This is a genomic window from Algoriphagus sp. NF, assembly GCF_028823735.1.
In the GTDB taxonomy this organism is placed as follows: domain Bacteria; phylum Bacteroidota; class Bacteroidia; order Cytophagales; family Cyclobacteriaceae; genus Algoriphagus; species Algoriphagus marincola.
Window position 1 is genome coordinate 57,076 of sequence record NZ_JAPEIB010000003.1, and the last position, 17,401, is coordinate 74,476.

Genomic DNA, 17,401 nt, shown 5'->3' on the forward strand with positions numbered 1-17,401 from the left:
TAAGGGCTCTCAAGGTTAGTTGAATTTTAAAAAGTTCCCTTTATGGGAACTTTTCTTATATATTTGAATTTAGAAACATGTGAGAATAATTGCAAAACGGACTTTGCGGGAATTTTGGGAAAAACATTCCGATTCTGAACAACAGCTAAAAGCTTGGTATCGAGAAGCTGAAAAGTCCCAATGGAGTAATACCCACGATCTAAAAAGAGCGTATCCAAACGCCAGTATATTGGGAGAAAATAGAGTAGTATTCAATATTAAGGGGAATCACTACCGATTGATTGTAAAAATCAATTTTGAATTTCAGTTATGTTGGATTCGCTTTATTGGTACTCACGCCGATTATGACAAAATCAACGCAAATATGATCTAATATGAATATCAAGCCTATCAAAACTGAAACAGATTATCAAAAAGCACTGATTCGCCTTGACGAGATTTTTGATGCTCAAAAGGGAAGCAAGAAAGGAGACGAACTGGAAATACTTTCTATTCTAATCGATCAATATGAAAAAGAAAATTTTCCGATTGATCTACCTGATCCCATCGAAGCTATCAAGTTTCGAATGGAGCAGATGGATCTCAGAAATAAAGATCTTGCTGAGGTGGTAGGAAATAAAAGTCGGGTAAGTGAAGTGTTGAATAGAAAAAGAAAACTTTCGCTGGATATGATTCGAAAACTGAACACCTATCTTCGAATTCCTACAGAGGTGTTGGTTCAGGAATATTGATCCCATGATTTATTTTATTTGTTGTTTAGGCTTACTTTTTCAAATTCAAGAACAGCATAGCAATAGAGTACCTTAGGATAAAATACTAAAAACCCAGGTTGCGATGACCGTGACGGGGGGAAAGGTGGTTTTCAAAAAGTAATGGGTAGAAATCTGAATTCCGATTGTACGTTGTTTGACCTTCCAGGATTTGAAAACCTGGGAGGTTTTTTTATCTCCTCATTGCAGAAAAGCAACATAAAATCTACCCTGTGGACAGCGAGAATTTTTTAGCTTGGCAAGGGCCTTGATGTATTAACCTAGGATATTCATTCTCCATGGAGAGTACTTTGCAGGGACTAGGTACCATCGAATATTTCTCAGAGACTTAATTACTAATTCTCTTATGCCTATCAATCAACAAATAAATCTTATCAGAGTAAAAACATCCTGTTAACTTGTTCGTTCAAGAATTTATTAATTGAACCTTATCAATCTGCTCTATGAAATCGAGCCTGCCTGAAACAGACAGGCATGTCGAAAGTGACAAACACTGGGATGCCCGATTGATCGGGGAACTCATGCGAGATTCTCCCGAATCAAGTTCGGGACAAGCTATCTGACCTCTAAAAAACAAATTATAAACAGATGAAAAAAAGATTTTGGATAACGCTTCTTCTCCTGTTTCCCATTTCATTTGCTAGCATTTCTTTAGCCCAAAACACCCAAGAGTCCCGAACCTACTTTCCTGGAAATTATTCTACACAACCCATCATTACCTTCAAAGAAGGCTTTTTGAATCAAACCACCTACTACTTGGATGGGCAAAAATCCAATCCCGCAGAAGTAGCGGCCTTACTAAATTCTGTACAAAGTGAAGAGTTTAGATTTTCCGCCTACCAGCGAAAAAAGAATTGGGGTACTGCCATCAATCTCACAGGCTTGGCAGTAAGTATCGGTTCGGTTGCCTATCTATTTACCAACGAAATCACCCCGGCCAATGTCCGCCCTTGGTTTTGGGTAACTTTTGGTGGAGGAGTTGTACAGGGGACTGGGAGTATTCTGATTCGGGATGCAGACAGAAGAATTCGACGTTCGATCAATGATTTCAATGCCTATCATTATTCTGGAGGTGCAGATGCATTTCTGAGCATGGATATCATGGATGGTTTTTTGGGTCCAAAAATAAATGTCTACGAAGGTCCCATGCAGCTGGAAAGGGATCAGGTTCTAACACGATTTCAATCCAATCCGGAAGCTTTGCAGCTTTATGAGGAGGTTCTAAGAAGAGAAAAAGTGAGCACAGTAGCCAATGTAGTCAACTCAGCCCTAGGGATCGGGATTTTCTTCTTGGCAGTTGGTTTCGAATCCCAGTCTTCCAGTCAGAATGATCTGCTGATCCCCTTAACATTCACTGGAGTTGGGCTGAATATTTTTTCAAGATTTTATGAGCGAAAAACGAGAAATCTTACCCGGGAGGCCCTGTACAAGTACAATTATCAGTAAGCTTGGCTAGCATTAGGATATATTCTATTCAAACGAGCTTTTGATCCTTTCTCAATTCTTCAAAAGGAAAAATTAAATGCAACAATATTGCTTTTTTTGACCATTCCTGAGATATCGCTCAGGACTATCCTTTATTTTCCCTAATTTCCTGCTTCAGAAAAAAGATTTACCAATGATCAAAAAACACTTACTCACATTCTGGGCACTTTTCCTTGTTGCCAGTTTGGCAATAGCCCAAGACACCAAACCCATTACCTGGAAAGACATCCCCACCTGGAAATACATGCCAGGTTCAGCCTTTCAGCTCTCCCCCGATGGACAATGGATGGCCTATGGGCTTGTTCAGCTGGAAGGGGATGGAGAAATCATTCTTCAAAAAGTGGGGGACGAGGACTCCAAAAAGACTTTGAAAATCGGTTCGACCAGTTATCCTTCCATGCAATTCAGCGAGGATGGAAAGTGGTTTGCCTACACCGAATACCCAACTTTCTCTCAGAAAAAAGCCAATGAAAAGAGTAAAGGAAAACCGCTCAAGAACAAGGCTATTCTAGTCAAGCTGGGCACTGAAGACAAAAAAGAATTCGAAAATGTTTCGAATTATTCATTCAATGGGGAAGCGGCGACCGTTTTAGCTATCAACCTATCCAAAGAAGGCAATGGAGATGCAAGAGGCTCGGATTTATTGATTTACCACCTCAATTCCGAGAAAGCACTCAACCTGGGTAATGTGGCTGATTTTTCATTTAACAAAGCCGGAAACTATCTAGCCTACACGGTAGATGCAGCCAACCAATCCGGAAATGGTTTGTATTTGATGAATGTAGCAGCCAATAGCATGCAGATCTTGGATTCTGATAAGGCTTCCTACCGTTACTTGGCCTGGACTGAGAAAGGAGATGCTTTTGCCGCTTTGAAAATGATCAAAGACAAAAAGTACAAACAAGATAAGGGTCAGGTCATAGGTGTGAAAAACCTAGCCGCTCCTCAAGTGACGGTTTATAATCCGGAAAAGGATTCGGTCAATTTTGATCAAGACTACACCATTTCGCAAAATAGGAGACCTATGTGGTCGGAGGATTTGACTCGTCTGTTTTATGGCATTCACCCATTGGTTTTAGCCGAGAAAAAAGAGGAGGAAAAGGAAGTGGATCAAGATTCGGTCAAGCAGGCTGAAGCTGAGGCTATGAAAAAAATCATGGCAGACACCACCATCAAATCCATCTCTGACCTCCAAAAAGCCATCGCCAAGCTGGATTCTGGCAAGGTCAAAGACAAGAAGGAAAATGATGCAGATACTCCCGACATGACTATCTGGCACTGGAATGACAGCCGCCTTCAGTCAAGACAGCAGGTCATGCAGAATCAGGACAAAAACTACAGTTTCTGGGCCATGTATGATGTCAATGCAGGTAAGCATATCCAATTGCAGGACAGCAGTATGCGGGACTTGAATATCCTAGACAAGCAGCGCTATGCCCTAGGGGCTGATTATTCAGCCTACGAACTGGATATGAATTTGGATGGACAGCGTTATCAGGATTTTTACATCGTGGATTTGAAAACCGGTGAGAAAAAGGAGCTTTTCAAAAAGATGTATCTCCCTAATTACTCCTCATTCCCCAGAGAATCTCCTGACGGAACCAAATTGATTTATGGACTTGATGGACATTACTACATCTATGATATTCCCACCGGCCAAAGCCGAAATATCACAGAGGGAATGCCCGTTTCCTTTATCAATGTCGAAGACGATCACAATATCGAAAAGCCACTTTATGGAGCCTTGGGCTGGAGTTCGGACAGTAAATACGTACTTCTCAGAGATGGATGGGACATCTGGCAGGTACCTGCCATGGCTTCCAAGGAAACGCCCATCAATTTGACCGTGAATGGCAAAACAGATCAGATTCGCTATCAGTACAGATTTGGTTTGGATCCTGAGGAAAAAGGCATCGATCTCAGCAAGCCAGCTTATATCCGTATGTATGGAGAGTGGACAAAGAAGTCTGGTATTGCACAGCTTTCTCCTGCGAAAAAAGGAGGCTTGACTCCCGGTGCTAAGGTTTTGATATGGGATGATTTCAATGTGGGAAATCTATCCAAGGCCAAGAACGCAGAAACCTATTATTTCTTCCAAGAGAAATTCAACGAGCCTACTCAAGTATATCTGGCGGATGCATCCCTTTCTAATCCCAAGCAAGTCACCAACAATGCTCCGGATGCAGAGAAATATACCTGGTCTGCCGGAACCATGCTGATCGATTATGTCTCTGACAAGGGTGACAAATTGCAGGGTACGCTGTTTTTACCTGCAGGCTATATAGAAGGGCAAAAGTATCCTACTGTGGTCTATTACTACGAAAAGCTATCTCAAACCCGTCATAACTGGTCTAACCCAGGATACAGCGGAACAGGATGGAACCCTAACGTCTATACTTCCAATGGATTTGCGGTATTCATTCCAGATATCGTGTACAAGCTTGATGATCCAGGCATGTCTGCAGTTTGGTGTGTGATTCCTGCTGTGAAGGAAGCCATTAAAACCGGAGTCATTGACGAAAATAACATCGGAATCCACGGACACTCTTGGGGTGGCTATCAAACTTCTTTCCTGATCACGCAGACGGATATGTTTAAGGCTGCTGCTGCCGGTGCACCATTGACCAATATGATCTCCATGTATGATTTGATCTACTGGAATTCAGGTGGTGGAAATATGTCCATCTTTGAAGCCTCGCAAGGCAGATTCAGAGGCGGTCCTTGGGAAAACTGGGAAGCCTATGAGCGGAACAGCCCGGTGTACCATGTGAAAAATGTGACTACACCGCTATTACTCTTGCACAATGACAAAGATGGTGCAGTGGACTTTACCCAAGGCATCGAGTACTATTCGGCCTTGAGAAGATTGAAAAAGCCAGTGGTGATGATGCAGTACAAAGGCGAAAACCACGGTTTGAGTAAACTGGAAAACCGCAAAGACTACAGCGTTCGGATGATGGAGTTTTTTGACCATCACTTGAAAGGTGAGGCAGCTCCTGACTGGTGGAAAAGCGGCGTGAATTTGCTGGACTTGGAGGAGCATTTGAAGGAAAGAGCTTTTTGATGGTCGTAAGGAAATAAAAATCAAGACAAATCCCCCGAAAGCTCTATCGGGGGATTTTTTTGAAAGGATTTTATATTTGATTTATGAAACGGTTTCTAGCCCTCACTCTATTGACCATTTGCTTGGTGAGTACCTCCCAAGCCCAGCAGGATCTGGGGTTAGAAAAGCAATTTTTGATCAAAGTATCACCTCTGAGTTTCTTCGAACCGGAGACGATCATTATTCAGGGAGGGTTGGAGTATTTTTTCAGCAAGCAAGTCAGTATTCAATCTGAAATAGGAATAAATGGGGGACTATTCGGAATGCCAGCAGGAAGAGGGAAAAATGAGAATTTTGAAATTTGGCGGAGTAAAAGTGAGCTTAAATTCTACTCTAAAAAATACTACTGGGCAATCGAATTTTTTGTAGTCAATAAGGATTTTATTCGCCTCGACGACCACTACACACCTTTCAAGCGAGAAATTCATTACGATCGGGCCCGCATTGAATTTCAGGTATTTGGAGGAGGTCTGAAGTTTGGAAAGCAGCTTTTCACCTCCAAGAATATAGTCATGGACATGTATGGAGGTTTGGGGATACAAAGTAGGTTTCGGGAAGTACAGGTCTTAGAATTAGCAGAGAATCAAAGCCGGGAATTTTTTGAAATCGGCAATCCTTTTGCAGAGCGCTATCGATTTACGGGTTGGGATGCTGTACCCCAACTTTCACTGGGAATGAAGGTGGGAATTCTTACCGGCAAATAGTCCTTTTTTCAGCTTTAGAGTACATCCAAAATAGCATACAGCCATTATTAAATCTTTCTTTCCTTTTAAAAACCCTTTCAAATCCCTAGATTAATAATCGACCCAATACTTTTAGCATGAAACCTGACAGTACTTTTGACTCAATCATCATCGGTTCAGGCCAATCAGGGAACCCTTTGGCCTTTTTCCTTGCCGATCAAGGAGAAAAAGTGGCCTTGATCGAAAAAGGAAAGTTGGGTGGTACCTGCGTCAATACAGGTTGTACACCCACCAAAACCTACGTAGCCTCCGCCAGAAGGGCATGGGAACTCTCGCAAGCCAACCGAATTGGAGTTAAAGTTTCAACCAATCCTAAAATTGACTTAGCGGAAATCTGGAAGCGAAAAGAAACCATTATTGGCTCTTCCAGAAAAGGATTGGAGAAGGGAATGGAGGAAAATGATAAAATCAGGCTATTTAAAGGTGTGGGAAAATTCCTTCAACCCAATTTGATTCAAGTAGCAAAGCATAGACTTACCGCCAAGAAAATTTACATCAATGTCGGAACGAGGCCCAGGATCATTCCAGGTTTTGAAAATGTCCGCTACTTCACGAATGAAAGCATTCTGGAAATTCAAGAAATCCCCGATCATCTCCTGATTGTGGGTGGAAGTTATGTGGGGCTGGAATTTGCCCAGATTTTCAGAAGACTGGGAAGCAAGGCGACTGTCTTAGAAAAGGGAGACCGAATCATCCATCAGGAAGATCCTGAGCATTCCAAAATGGTTCAGGAAATTTTAGAAGCTGAGGGCATTCGATTTGAACTCCAATCCAATTGCCTTTCCGGAAAAAACCGGGGAAAATCCCAAGTAGAAGTGCAAATGGATTGCCATGGAAAAAAAAAAGCTGTGCGAGGAAGCCATTTACTATTGGCCACGGGAAGAGAGCCGAATACCGATTTGCTGCAATTAGAATTAGCGAATATTTCCACCGATGAAAAGGGCTTTATCCCAGTCAATGAAAAATTGGAGGCTGAGATCCCGGGCATTTTTGCAATCGGTGATTGCAATGGGAAGGGAGCATTTACTCATACAGCCTTCCATGACTTTGAAATCATCCAAGACCATATCAGCGGTGCGGAAAAGAAAAAAACCAGCGACCGTATTCTTAATTATGCCCTCTACATCGATCCACCCTTTGCACGAGCTGGCATCACGAAAACACAAGCTCTAACCTCTAAAAAGAACTATTTATTCGCAGAAATGCCCATGTCCCAAATCAATAGAGCCAAAGAGAAAGGAGAAACTCAAGGGAAAATGGAGGTTTTGATTGAAGAGAAAAGCGGACAAATCGTGGGAGCGATGATTTGCGGTACAGGAGCTGATGAAATCATCGGTATTTTTCTAACCGCGATGTATGGTAAACTGCACTTTGAAGTTCTGATGAATGGAGTCTTTACCCATCCAACTATCACCGAATTAATTCCTACACTTTTACAATCCCTTCAACCACTCAAAAAATGAAGAAAGCCCAAAAAGCCATCGCAATTATCAACTTACTCGTCTTACTGGTCCTCATATTTTGGAATTATCGAGTCAACGCTATCGGAATCAATGGAAATACGGTAGGCTCGCTGAGCCGGGAATATGAAAACCTATTTACACCCGCATCCTATGCCTTTTCGATATGGGGTTTGATATTCTTGAGTTTGACTGCACAGGCTATCTACCTGGTCAAATCAGCCTTCAGCGATGGAAAAAGCAGGTACATCCTACAAATGGGACCATTTTTGATTCTAGCTAATCTACTAAATGGAGCTTGGCTTTGGTTTTGGCTTACTGAGCAGACAGGATTGAGTGTGGTGATCATGCTGGGAATTCTAGCCTCATTGGTGGCTGTCATCCTTCGACTGAATATGGAGCGATGGCATGCTCCCCGCTACATCATAGGCTGGATTTGGTGGCCCATTTGTTTCTATTCAGGTTGGATTGCAGTAGCCACTATTGCCAATTTTTCCGCCTACCTGGCAAAGATAGGCTGGACAGGCGGACTGGATGAACTCACATGGACGATCATCATGATTTTAGTGGCAACAGTATTGAATCTTTGGATGATTTACACCCGATCCATGCGGGAATTTTCCTTGGTTGGAATTTGGGCATTGGTAGCTATTTCAGTTCGACATTGGGGAGAAATAATGCCTTTACAGATTACCGCTTTAGCTGGAGCTGGATTGATCTTTCTTTACAGTTCATACCATGGGTTCAAAAACAGAAAGACCAACCCTTTCAATCCAAAAAATTTCACATAATCACCTGGATTTCAAATAATTGAATAACCGAAAAAATCTCAAAAAATAATTATTGACCCCTGATCTAAATGAGACTTTTTTCCATCTACATTTGCGCGATTTAATTAAAGAATTTTAATCATTCTTCAGAACTATGGTAGTTTCAATTCTCTTATTGCTCATCGGGTTAGTTCTTTTAGTCAAAGGGGCAGATTGGCTCGTGGATGGCGCCTCTGTTTTGGCAAAAAAGAAGAATGTCTCGGACCTAGCCATAGGTTTGACGATTGTAGCTTTTGGTACTTCTGCTCCAGAGCTGGTAGTCAATGTAGTGGCTGCTTCGGGAAACTATCCGGACATCGTCTTCGGGAATGTGATTGGCTCCAATAATTTCAACCTGTTCATCATCCTGGGAATTTCTGGGCTGATCATTCCTCTTTCTGTGCAGTCAAGCACGGTATGGAAGGAGATTCCTTTTTCTCTCATTGCTGCTGTAGGCTTATTTTTCCTAGCCAACAACTTCTTTTTCTCGGAGGAAAGGCTCCTATCCCGCTGGGATGGGCTGATCTTGCTTATATGCTTTGCGGCTTTTTTGTACTATGTGGCCACTCAGCTCAAATCCGACCCTCAGACCGAGCAAGTAGAGGAAAAAGATTACTCGAACCTGAAAATATGGACCTTGATCGCCATAGGACTGGCTGGATTGGTCGGCGGAGGTAAACTCGTGGTTGACAATGCAGTGTCCATGGCCCAATCTCTGGGAGTAAGTGAAAAAATCATAGGGCTTACCATCGTGGCTGCAGGAACATCCCTTCCGGAACTTGCCACTTCAGTGGTCGCGGCGATGCGGAAAAATGCCGATATCGCAATCGGAAACATCGTAGGCTCAAATATTTTCAACCTCTTTCTAATTCTTGGAGTCAGTTCAGTTATCCGACCTTTAGAATTCAATATCTCCTTCAATACTGATCTTTATATTCTCGGCGCAGGAACCGTATTTCTATTCCTCGCGATGTTTACCGGAAAGCGGCAAAAATTGGATCGCTGGGAAGCCTTGGTACTGCTGAGCTCTTACTTACTTTACACCGGCTATTTGATAGGACTTGAAAGCTAAAGTTCACTCATTCCCCTGCAGATTCAGATTATTGAGCCCATTCCATGCAATCATTTCTTCCTCCGCAATCTCCATTGCTTTCACCACGTATTGAAGGCTTTGGATATTGGGATCAGAGGCATGATCAAAATCGCTGGACCTAAAAGAGAACAGCTCTCCTTCATCAAACAGCTCATTGATATCTTTGAATTCGGAAGCCATCGCCACATTGATCAATGCTGTAAAAACCTGGATTTTAGCATTTTCTAAAGCTTCAAATGCCTCTTTAACTTTTTCCTGATAGTTCATCTTTCGATTTGTTTAAGTAGAAATTCCATTTTTGGTTGGCTTGAAGGGCTTGCTTTCCCCTTAGGTAGTGTTGATAGGCCGACCGAAACTCAGATTTGTATCGGGAATGGACTTCCAAGGGAACCAAACCGAAAATCGGATATTTGTCCAAGAGTGCAGTAAAAGCTTCCTTGAAATTGTCGAACTCTTCGATGTAGTTCACCCCCTCTTTTTTCTCAAACTCAAAGTCAGGCTCAAAGTCAAAATACCCATTCTCATCCGCAATGAAGAAAAAACGATCCCGATTTCCCTTTTTGAATCGGAAAAAACTGATCGTGCCTCCCTCCCCGCCAATTTCGCAAATCCGATCAAAGTCCAGATTGAACTCCACATCTTCCAGCACTCCCATGAAGATGAGTTCGGTATCTTCCTTTATCCTTGCCGAAGGAAAATAGGATAATCCGGCATTTTGAACCCGGTTCCAAGCTTCATTCGCTTCACAAGTCAGCGCAATCACCTCGGTTCTTATCCCCAGAGATTTAGCTTTCTTGATCATCGCAAAGAGACCATCATCATAGCCATCCGTGTAGTATTCTACCACTACTTCCTTCCCGTCCATCAGGGACATAAATGCTTCGCTGCAGGAGGCATTGATTGCTTGCAGCTCCTGATCCCCATCTTCCATCGCTTGAAAGCTTCCAAAAAGCTCTTTTGCTTTCCTCGCTATATTGAAAATGCAGACCTCTCTCTTTTCGGCATACTCCCGCTCAATAAAACTACTCTTTCCTACCCCACTTGGCCCGATGACAAAAATTACTTTCATGACAATCAGTGGTTCTTGGCATAATCCCACATCACTCCCCAAATGTCATGATAGGCAGACAGTTTGTCTCGCTGCTCCGGGTTCTGAGCGATGGCATTTTTGAAATTTGGATAGTCTATTTCCCACACCTGCTGAGAAATGACCGATACCGCTTCCTGTTTACTGACATGGACCCGGAAGCCATAGTCTGCTTCGGGAGTTTCGATGATGCTTTCCTTCGGAAAAAGCGACTCCAAATCCTTTCTTACCCGAGCTCGAAAAAGTACCTGATCTGGCTTGTCTCTATGCTGTACGATAGAAACGAACCCATTTTTACTGGCAATCCACATTTTGATTTTGAATTGATTACAGGAATAAATCTACGGGCAAAAGAATTATCGAACTAACTTTTGACAGTAAGTGTCGCTGAATAGTTTTGCTAGCATTTATTAGATCCCTACTTTTTTCAACTCAAAATTTTCTCCTGCCATTGATCAAAAAGAGAGGCTATATCACCAAATAACGAGGTAATTTTGAAACCTAATTTGGCAGACTAACCATTTGCCCTCCCAGCCTGAAAACCTATGCACCGCCCAAAAAGCCTCCTTCGGTATAGCCTTGCCGTTTTTGCACTATTTCTATTTGGAAGCAGTGCTGCTTTCTCTCAAGGGAAACTACGAGGGATGGTTCAAGACCAAACCTCCAAACAGGCCCTGCCTTTTGCCTCAGTAGCCGTTTATTCAGAAAGAGACAGTCTGATTGGAGGTGGAATTACAGAAGACAACGGAAGCTTTTCCATTGACCTCCCTTTGGGAAGGTTTTATGCTTTGGTGGAGTTTATGGGTTTTGACTCCTTCAAAAGCTCAGTCTTTGAGCTCTCTAGAGCCAATGCAAATGTCAATTTAGGAACTGTCACCCTTCAAGCATCTGATCAGAAACTGGATGAAGTAGTCGTCCAAGGCGAAAAGACGCTGATGGAGCTTTCTCTGGACAAGCGTATTTATAACGTGGGAAAAGATTTGGCAAATGCCGGTGGTACCGCCACGGATATTTTGATGAACTTACCTTCAGTAGCAGTAGATACCGAAGGCAATGTCAGCCTTCGCGGCTCCTCCAATGTCCGGATTTTGATCGACGGAAAACCGTCTGGACTCGTGAGCTTCAAAGGCTCTTCAGGGCTCAGACAGCTACAAGCCAATATGGTGGAGCGGGTCGAGGTCATCACCAATCCCTCCGCCCGTTACGAAGCCGAAGGCATGGCTGGAGTGATCAACATCATCCTGAAAAAAGACAGCAATCAGGGTTTTAACGGTTCCTTTGAAGTGATAGCAGGTACCCCGCTTAATTTGGGCTTTTCTACCAATCTGAATTACCGTAAAAACCGCATCAACTGGTTTATCAATTACAGCTTCGCCCGACGCTACCAGCCTTATGTGAGCGAGCAGTATCAGGAAGTTTATGAAAACGGGGAAACACTCATTCTCAGTCAGGCCAATGCCGGTGAGCTCCGCGGCTGGAACAACAGCATCCGGGGAGGATTGGACTATTTCTTTTCGGAGCAGAGCATTTTCACCGCTTCCTACCTCTGGAGAAGAACCGACGGAAGGAGAATCACCGACATCCGCTACGATGATTACCTGAATTCCCTGGACAACTTCCAAGGTTATTCACTACGTAGGCAGGATGAAAAAGAAAAAGAACCCAATTCCGAGATAGCTTTGAACTACAAGCGGACTTTTGGTCAAAAAGGACATGAACTGACGGCTAATTTCACCTATCTGAACTACTGGGAAAATTCCGATCAGCTATTCACCGAGTTCAGATTTGATGCCGAAGGTAAGCCAGTTCCTGAAGAGGATTTGGTGCAGACTTCTCTCAATGATGAATTTGAAAATCAATACCTCTTTCAGCTCGATTATGTCAAACCCATAGGCTCGGAGGGCAAATTCGAAACCGGGCTGCGGACCAGCTTTCGGGAAATGGAAAATGACTTCAATGTTTCCGAAGAAAACGAAAGCGGGGAATTGGTTCCCTTGCCCGGACTGGACAATATTTTCCTCTACAATGAAAATATCCTTGCTGCCTATGGAATAATCGGCAATAAAACCGGAGACTGGACCTATCAGGCAGGGCTTCGCGTAGAGCATACCGATGTGGAAACCATCCTTGCCGAAACCAACGAGCGCAACCCCAGAAACTACACCAATCTTTTCCCAAGTGCTCATTTGACTTACAATGTCTCCGAGGAAAACGCCTTCCAACTCAGCTACTCCCGAAGAGTGAGAAGGCCGGTTTACAATGACCTCAGCCCCTATGTGACTTTTTCCGATCAGCGAAATTTCTTTAGCGGAAACCCGGATCTGGACCCGGAATTTACCGATGCCTTTGAGTTGGGGCACATCAAGTATTTCGAGAAAGGAACCCTGTTTTCCACCGCTTACTTCCGAAACACGGTGGATAAAATCGAGCGGATCCGAACAGTCAATGAGGAAGGTTTTGCAACCACTTTGCCTTACAATCTGAATGGGGAAAAATCCTTTGGCCTGGAATTCAGTGCCGATTACCGGCCCAAAGACTGGTGGAAGCTGGATTTGAACCTGAACTTCTTCCATGCCAATATTGACGGAAGTAATATTCAGTCAGACTTTGAGGCAAGGACTACTTCATTCCTTGCCCGGCAGACTTCCAGATTCACCTTGGATGGAGGTTGGGACCTGCAGCTGCGCGCAAATTACGATGCCCGTCAAAAAACAGCTCAGGGAGTACGAAAAGGCATCTTTTTCATTGACCTTTCTGCCAGTAAGCAAATCATGCAGGAGCGGGGCAGGCTGATCCTGACTGCCAATGACATCTTCAATTCCCGAAGAAACCGCTACATCATCGAGGGAGAAAACTTCTTCACCGAAGGAGACTCGCAGTTTATCCGACGCCAGATCAATCTGACCTTTTCTTATCAAATCAATCCATAAAACCCTCCCTTTTGCGACTCCTGTCACTGAAATCCAAGCCTTCCTTTCTCAATTTTGGGAGGTTAAATGCTATGCTCCGATTTACCGCTTCACTTCTCTTCCTTTCTCTAGTTTGCAATAGTCACGTTCAGGCTCAAAAAATCAATGATGCCTACCGCCTTCAAATGAAGAGGGCTACATCTCCGATTTTGATCGACGGAGTGATGGATGAGCAAGCTTGGGAAGAGGCTGAGGTGGCCTCCGACTTTTTTATGATCACACCGATGGATACCAGCTTTGCACAGGTGCAGACGGACGTCCGGATGACTTACGATGATCAAAATCTATATCTCATCGTGGTCAATCATCATCTGTTGGAGGGACCTTACATGGTCGAGTCGCTTCGAAGAGATTTCTCTTTTGGTAAAAACGACAACTTCTTGCTATTCATGGACCCATTTGATGATCAGACCAACGGCTTCACCTTCGGGGCAAATGCTGCTGGAGCCCAATGGGATGGAATCATGTTCAACGGAGGATCGGTCGACCTCAGTTGGGATAACAAATGGACCTCCAAAGTCAGCAATTACGAAGACAAATGGATCTTTGAAGCGGCAATTCCTTTCAAGTCCATCCGGTATAAAAAGGGTATCAAAGAATGGGGAATCAACTTTTCCCGACTGGATCTAAAAGCCACCGAAAAGTCAGGCTGGGCGCCCGTACCCCGTCAGTTTCCTTCAGCTTCTTTGGCTTACACAGGCGTTTTGGTTTGGGATGAGGCCCCTCCGGAAGCCGGAGCCAATGTTTCCGTGATCCCTTACCTGTTGGGAGGGGTGTCCAAAGATTTCGAATCGGAAGGAGAAACCCAGTATCGAAGAGAATTTGGAATGGATGCCAAGATTGCCTTGACTTCTTCATTGAATCTGGACTTGACGGTGAACCCGGACTTTTCTCAGGTAGAAGTCGATCGCCAAGTGACCAATCTGGATCGTTTTGAGCTCTTTTTCCCCGAACGAAGGCAGTTTTTTCTGGAAAACGGAGACCTCTTCGCCAACTTCGGCTACAGCACCATTCGGCCCTTTTTCTCCAGAAGAATCGGTCTCAATGCGCCCATCCAGTTTGGAGCCCGACTCAGTGGAAAGATCAACAAGGACTGGCGGATCGGGGCTATGAATATGCAAACGGGAGCAGTGGATTCAGAGGGTCTTCCTTCCCAAAACTTCACCGTGCTGGCTTTGCAAAGACAGGTCGGTGCCCGCTCCAATATCACCGGCATCCTGATCAACAAGCAATCCCTGAACTACAACCCGGACCCCGAATCTGAGCATCCGATTTACAGTCAATTCAATCGAAATGTAGGTTTGGAATACAATTTGGCTTCATCCAATAACCTCTGGACAGGAAAAGCCATGGTTCTGAAAAGCTTTGGGCCGGATGGAACACAGGAAGGCTTTGTCCATGCCGCCAATCTCCGCTATGCTTCAGGAAACCTAACCTGGAATTGGCAACATGAGTATGTGTCTGAAAACTACACTGCTGAGGTGGGCTTTGTACCCAGAAACGGCTTTTATAAAATCAGCCCGACTGTAAGCTATCGCTGGTTTCCCAAAAGTGAAAAAATCCTTTCTCATGGACCCGATGTGGGAACTACCTTCTTTTTCAATACTACCGGCGAGCAAACCGACAATACTACTTATGCAGCGTACAATGTGAAATGGAGAAGCCAAAGTACATTCATGCTTTGGGCCGGTTATGATTTTGTAAAGCTGCAACGCCCCTTTGACCCGACCAATTTCTCGGGAGAAACCCTGCCCGCAGGAACCATTCACACTTGGAGAGCTTGGGGCACCGAGTATGCTTCCAAGCCTCAAAGTCTATTCACATACAGCTTTTCCACTCGAATGGGCGGATACTACGCTGATGGGGATCGGTACAACATCAGCACCGAGCTGGGCTATCGATTCCAGCCCTATGTCAGCATAGCCATGAGCACCAATTACAACCGGATCGTGCTGCCTGAGCCCTGGAATACGACCAATTTCTGGTTGGTCGGCCCTAGGGTAGATGTGACGATGACCAACACGCTCTTTTTCACGGCCTTTGTACAATACAATGAGCAGATCAAAAACATCAACCTGAATACCCGCTTCCAGTGGAGATTTCAGCCGGCTTCGGACTTATTTATCGTGTACACAGATAATTATCTACCCGCACCATTTTACACCAAAAACCGCTCAATCGTGCTGAAATTCACCTATTGGTGGAATGTCTGATCAAAAAATGGACTAAGTTTGAAAATCTCACGTATAAGAATTAATTTTATACGTATGAATAAAAAGCTCACACTTTCTTTGGACGAGGACATCATTGAGAAAGCAAAAATCTATGCTTCCCAAACCGGTAAAAGTCTTTCAAGTCTGGTGGAAGATTTTTTTGAAAACCTGACCGAGAAATCCTCATCCACTCAAATTTCAGCGAAAATCAAACGTATTTCAGGGAAAATCGAAGTTCCTACTGACTTTGATTGGGAGGAAGAGTTGAGAAAAGGCTTAGAAGAAAAGCACCTGAGATGAAGCTTTTTTTGGACACCAATATCATCATTGACTTTTTGGCCAATCGGCCGCCATTTACGCAGGAATCAATAGCTCTTTTTCAACTTGCAGAAGGCGGAAAAATTGAGCTTTTCACCTCCACACACGTTTTGGCCAATACCCATTATGTTTTGAAAAAGTTTGTTGAGGACAAAAAGTTAAGGGGCACTTTACTCGAATTAGCCGAAATGATTACGATCACTGATGTAACTGCCAAAGGTTTTTTGACTGCACTCAAGTCAAATCACAAGGACTTTGAAGATGCGGTTCAAATCAGCACTGCAGAGCAAATTGGAGACTTGGATTATATCATAACCCGAAATCTTAAAGATTTTAAATCCTCATCTATTCCTGCAATTTCAGTTCATGAGTTGATGAGAATACTTTCCGGAAAGTAAAATCACCCCAAAAATCAAGGAACCAACCAAGCCCCTTTCCAATCCTTTTCCTTTGAAAACATCACCCGAAGATGTCCTTCTCTTCGAAGCTGTAAAACCTCGATTTCCATAGGAGAAAATTCCAAAACGCAGAAAAAGTGATTTTCTAAATCTCCTTGGTTCCATCCTTCCTGAGAGCTAGAAATGGGTGTTCCCGGAGCTTGGGAACCGGTATACTCTGACCTTCGGTGGAAGGGAATTGTTTTCCAGATTTCTTTAGCCAAATCATCCTGAAAATGAAGCTTAGCCTGAGTTTTTACCCGGATTTGAACCTGCTTTTTGGGATGGTAAAAATGAAGCGTCGCATTCGGGTTGGACTTCAAATCCGAACATTTCTCGGATCGGTAATCGGTGTAGACAAAGAAATTAAGCTCTTCATTGACCTTCCGAAGAACCACTGTTCGTACAGAAGGAAATTTGCCTGAAACCGTTCCCAAATTAACCCAATGAAAAGGGTGTTTTATGTCCAAGGCTCCACGATGCAGCTCATGCTTGACCGCCTGCCAGATTTCTTCCAAAGTATCTGTTTCCTGAAAAAGCATTATTGCTCAATGGAATTTGCTTCAAAATAAACCAATTCTCCCTCTTCAAACTCCACCTGAAGCTCAATGGGATTGCAGCAAACTTCGCAATCCTCAATGTACTCCTGCCTGGAAACCGAGGGATCAAGCAACATGGAAATCTCCTGAAAGCAATGAGGGCATTGGAAGTAGTGTTCGTGCATGATGTAGAAACTTGTGAGGATGGAAAAAGTTAAGGCTTGGATTACAAACCCAAGCCTTATTTTAATTACAGCTATCCTGCTTTTCCGAAAGCAGGATAGAAAACTTTTAAGTAGGAATTCCTGCTTCTGGAGAAGCAGGACAGCCGGAAATCTCGTAGAAAGGTTGCGCAGATTCTCGAGAAGCAGAACA

The 17,401-nt window shown here is 43.7% G+C and carries 17 protein-coding genes; 12 read left to right on the forward strand and 5 right to left on the reverse strand.

Going from position 1 to position 17,401, the window contains the following annotated elements:
• Positions 1 to 79 precede the first annotated feature (79 nt).
• The 8 genes from OU792_RS02120 to OU792_RS02155 all read left to right on the forward strand — a co-directional run bounded on the left by OU792_RS02120 (position 80) and on the right by OU792_RS02155 (position 9,442).
• A complete protein-coding gene (locus tag OU792_RS02120; protein WP_134202576.1) occupies positions 80 to 373 on the forward strand; it encodes a type II toxin-antitoxin system HigB family toxin in 294 nt (97 codons plus the stop codon).
• Position 374: 1 nt separating this feature from the next.
• The gene (locus OU792_RS02125) at positions 375 to 731 is read left to right on the forward strand and encodes a helix-turn-helix domain-containing protein (RefSeq protein ID WP_026947915.1); all 357 of its coding nucleotides are present in this window, start codon (positions 375 to 377) and stop codon (positions 729 to 731) included.
• A gap of 627 nt (positions 732 to 1,358) precedes the next feature.
• Positions 1,359 to 2,216, forward strand: coding sequence for a hypothetical protein (locus tag OU792_RS02130; RefSeq protein ID WP_026947914.1), 858 nt, complete (start codon positions 1,359 to 1,361; stop codon positions 2,214 to 2,216).
• 172 nt (positions 2,217 to 2,388) lie between these two features.
• Positions 2,389 to 5,319, forward strand: a complete 2,931-nt coding sequence (locus OU792_RS02135; protein ID WP_274669337.1) for a S9 family peptidase — start codon at positions 2,389 to 2,391, stop codon at positions 5,317 to 5,319.
• Between the two features lie 83 nt (positions 5,320 to 5,402).
• Complete coding sequence (locus OU792_RS02140) at positions 5,403 to 6,062, forward strand: DUF3575 domain-containing protein (protein WP_134202579.1); 660 nt, start codon at positions 5,403 to 5,405, stop codon at positions 6,060 to 6,062.
• A 116-nt stretch (positions 6,063 to 6,178) separates the two neighbouring features.
• Positions 6,179 to 7,564, forward strand: a complete 1,386-nt coding sequence (locus OU792_RS02145) for a mercuric reductase (protein ID WP_134202580.1) — start codon at positions 6,179 to 6,181, stop codon at positions 7,562 to 7,564.
• Positions 7,561 to 8,352, forward strand: a complete 792-nt coding sequence (locus OU792_RS02150; protein WP_134202581.1) for a tryptophan-rich sensory protein — start codon at positions 7,561 to 7,563, stop codon at positions 8,350 to 8,352. Before OU792_RS02145 ends, OU792_RS02150 begins: the two co-directional genes overlap by 4 nt.
• A gap of 133 nt (positions 8,353 to 8,485) precedes the next feature.
• Positions 8,486 to 9,442 (forward strand): calcium/sodium antiporter, encoded by a 957-nt coding sequence (locus OU792_RS02155; protein WP_134202582.1) that lies wholly within the window; start codon positions 8,486 to 8,488, stop codon positions 9,440 to 9,442.
• A gap of 3 nt (positions 9,443 to 9,445) precedes the next feature.
• On the opposite strand, the gene OU792_RS02160 is transcribed toward OU792_RS02155, so the two are convergent.
• The 3 genes from OU792_RS02160 to OU792_RS02170 are packed head-to-tail and all read right to left on the reverse strand — an operon-like array spanning position 9,446 to position 10,861.
• Complete coding sequence (locus OU792_RS02160) at positions 9,446 to 9,730, reverse strand: hypothetical protein (protein ID WP_274669338.1); 285 nt, start codon at positions 9,728 to 9,730, stop codon at positions 9,446 to 9,448.
• A complete protein-coding gene (locus OU792_RS02165) occupies positions 9,708 to 10,532 on the reverse strand; it encodes a hypothetical protein (protein ID WP_274669339.1) in 825 nt (274 codons plus the stop codon). Before OU792_RS02165 ends, OU792_RS02160 begins: the two co-directional genes overlap by 23 nt.
• A 5-nt stretch (positions 10,533 to 10,537) precedes the next feature.
• Positions 10,538 to 10,861, reverse strand: a complete 324-nt coding sequence (locus tag OU792_RS02170) for a hypothetical protein (protein ID WP_274669340.1) — start codon at positions 10,859 to 10,861, stop codon at positions 10,538 to 10,540.
• A gap of 234 nt (positions 10,862 to 11,095) precedes the next feature.
• Here OU792_RS02170 and OU792_RS02175 point away from each other — a divergent pair, with 234 nt between their 5' ends.
• From OU792_RS02175 to OU792_RS02190, 4 genes are all read left to right on the forward strand, one after another.
• Entirely contained in the window at positions 11,096 to 13,480 is a 2,385-nt protein-coding gene (locus tag OU792_RS02175; protein WP_274669341.1) for an outer membrane beta-barrel family protein, read from the forward strand.
• Between the two features lie 71 nt (positions 13,481 to 13,551).
• Complete coding sequence (locus tag OU792_RS02180) at positions 13,552 to 15,732, forward strand: DUF5916 domain-containing protein (RefSeq protein ID WP_134202673.1); 2,181 nt, start codon at positions 13,552 to 13,554, stop codon at positions 15,730 to 15,732.
• Positions 15,733 to 15,786: 54 nt separating this feature from the next.
• Positions 15,787 to 16,032: a DUF6364 family protein gene (locus tag OU792_RS02185; protein WP_274669342.1), complete on the forward strand. Its 246-nt coding sequence runs from the start codon at positions 15,787 to 15,789 to the stop codon at positions 16,030 to 16,032.
• On the forward strand, positions 16,029 to 16,448 hold the full coding sequence (locus OU792_RS02190) for a type II toxin-antitoxin system VapC family toxin (RefSeq protein ID WP_274669343.1): 420 nt from the start codon (positions 16,029 to 16,031) through the stop codon (positions 16,446 to 16,448). Before OU792_RS02185 ends, OU792_RS02190 begins: the two co-directional genes overlap by 4 nt.
• 14 nt (positions 16,449 to 16,462) lie before the next feature.
• Here OU792_RS02190 and OU792_RS02195 read toward each other — a convergent pair whose 3' ends face one another.
• Together OU792_RS02195 and OU792_RS02200 are read right to left on the reverse strand one after the other, a co-directional pair.
• Positions 16,463 to 17,029: a pyridoxamine 5'-phosphate oxidase family protein gene (locus OU792_RS02195; RefSeq protein WP_274669344.1), complete on the reverse strand. Its 567-nt coding sequence runs from the start codon at positions 17,027 to 17,029 to the stop codon at positions 16,463 to 16,465.
• Positions 17,029 to 17,211, reverse strand: a complete 183-nt coding sequence (locus tag OU792_RS02200; protein WP_274669345.1) for a CPXCG motif-containing cysteine-rich protein — start codon at positions 17,209 to 17,211, stop codon at positions 17,029 to 17,031. The genes OU792_RS02195 and OU792_RS02200 overlap by 1 nt, the downstream gene beginning before the upstream one ends.
• Positions 17,212 to 17,401 lie beyond the last annotated feature (190 nt).

Bases quoted from the DNA above. Each gene is read 5' to 3' on its own strand.
- OU792_RS02125 (WP_026947915.1), top strand. From the start codon at position 375: ATGAATATCAAGCCTATCAAAACTGAAACAGATTATCAAAAAGCACTG.
- OU792_RS02130 (WP_026947914.1), top strand. From the start codon at position 1,359: ATGAAAAAAAGATTTTGGATAACGCTTCTTCTCCTGTTTCCCATTTCA.
- OU792_RS02135 (WP_274669337.1), top strand. From the start codon at position 2,389: ATGATCAAAAAACACTTACTCACATTCTGGGCACTTTTCCTTGTTGCC.
- OU792_RS02140 (WP_134202579.1), top strand. From the start codon at position 5,403: ATGAAACGGTTTCTAGCCCTCACTCTATTGACCATTTGCTTGGTGAGT.
- OU792_RS02145 (WP_134202580.1), top strand. From the start codon at position 6,179: ATGAAACCTGACAGTACTTTTGACTCAATCATCATCGGTTCAGGCCAA.
- OU792_RS02150 (WP_134202581.1), top strand. From the start codon at position 7,561: ATGAAGAAAGCCCAAAAAGCCATCGCAATTATCAACTTACTCGTCTTA.
- OU792_RS02155 (WP_134202582.1), top strand. From the start codon at position 8,486: ATGGTAGTTTCAATTCTCTTATTGCTCATCGGGTTAGTTCTTTTAGTC.
- OU792_RS02160 (WP_274669338.1), bottom strand. From the start codon at position 9,730: ATGAACTATCAGGAAAAAGTTAAAGAGGCATTTGAAGCTTTAGAAAAT.
- OU792_RS02165 (WP_274669339.1), bottom strand. From the start codon at position 10,532: ATGAAAGTAATTTTTGTCATCGGGCCAAGTGGGGTAGGAAAGAGTAGT.
- OU792_RS02170 (WP_274669340.1), bottom strand. From the start codon at position 10,861: ATGTGGATTGCCAGTAAAAATGGGTTCGTTTCTATCGTACAGCATAGA.
- OU792_RS02175 (WP_274669341.1), top strand. From the start codon at position 11,096: ATGCACCGCCCAAAAAGCCTCCTTCGGTATAGCCTTGCCGTTTTTGCA.
- OU792_RS02180 (WP_134202673.1), top strand. From the start codon at position 13,552: ATGCTCCGATTTACCGCTTCACTTCTCTTCCTTTCTCTAGTTTGCAAT.
- OU792_RS02185 (WP_274669342.1), top strand. From the start codon at position 15,787: ATGAATAAAAAGCTCACACTTTCTTTGGACGAGGACATCATTGAGAAA.
- OU792_RS02190 (WP_274669343.1), top strand. From the start codon at position 16,029: ATGAAGCTTTTTTTGGACACCAATATCATCATTGACTTTTTGGCCAAT.
- OU792_RS02195 (WP_274669344.1), bottom strand. From the start codon at position 17,029: ATGCTTTTTCAGGAAACAGATACTTTGGAAGAAATCTGGCAGGCGGTC.
- OU792_RS02200 (WP_274669345.1), bottom strand. From the start codon at position 17,211: ATGCACGAACACTACTTCCAATGCCCTCATTGCTTTCAGGAGATTTCC.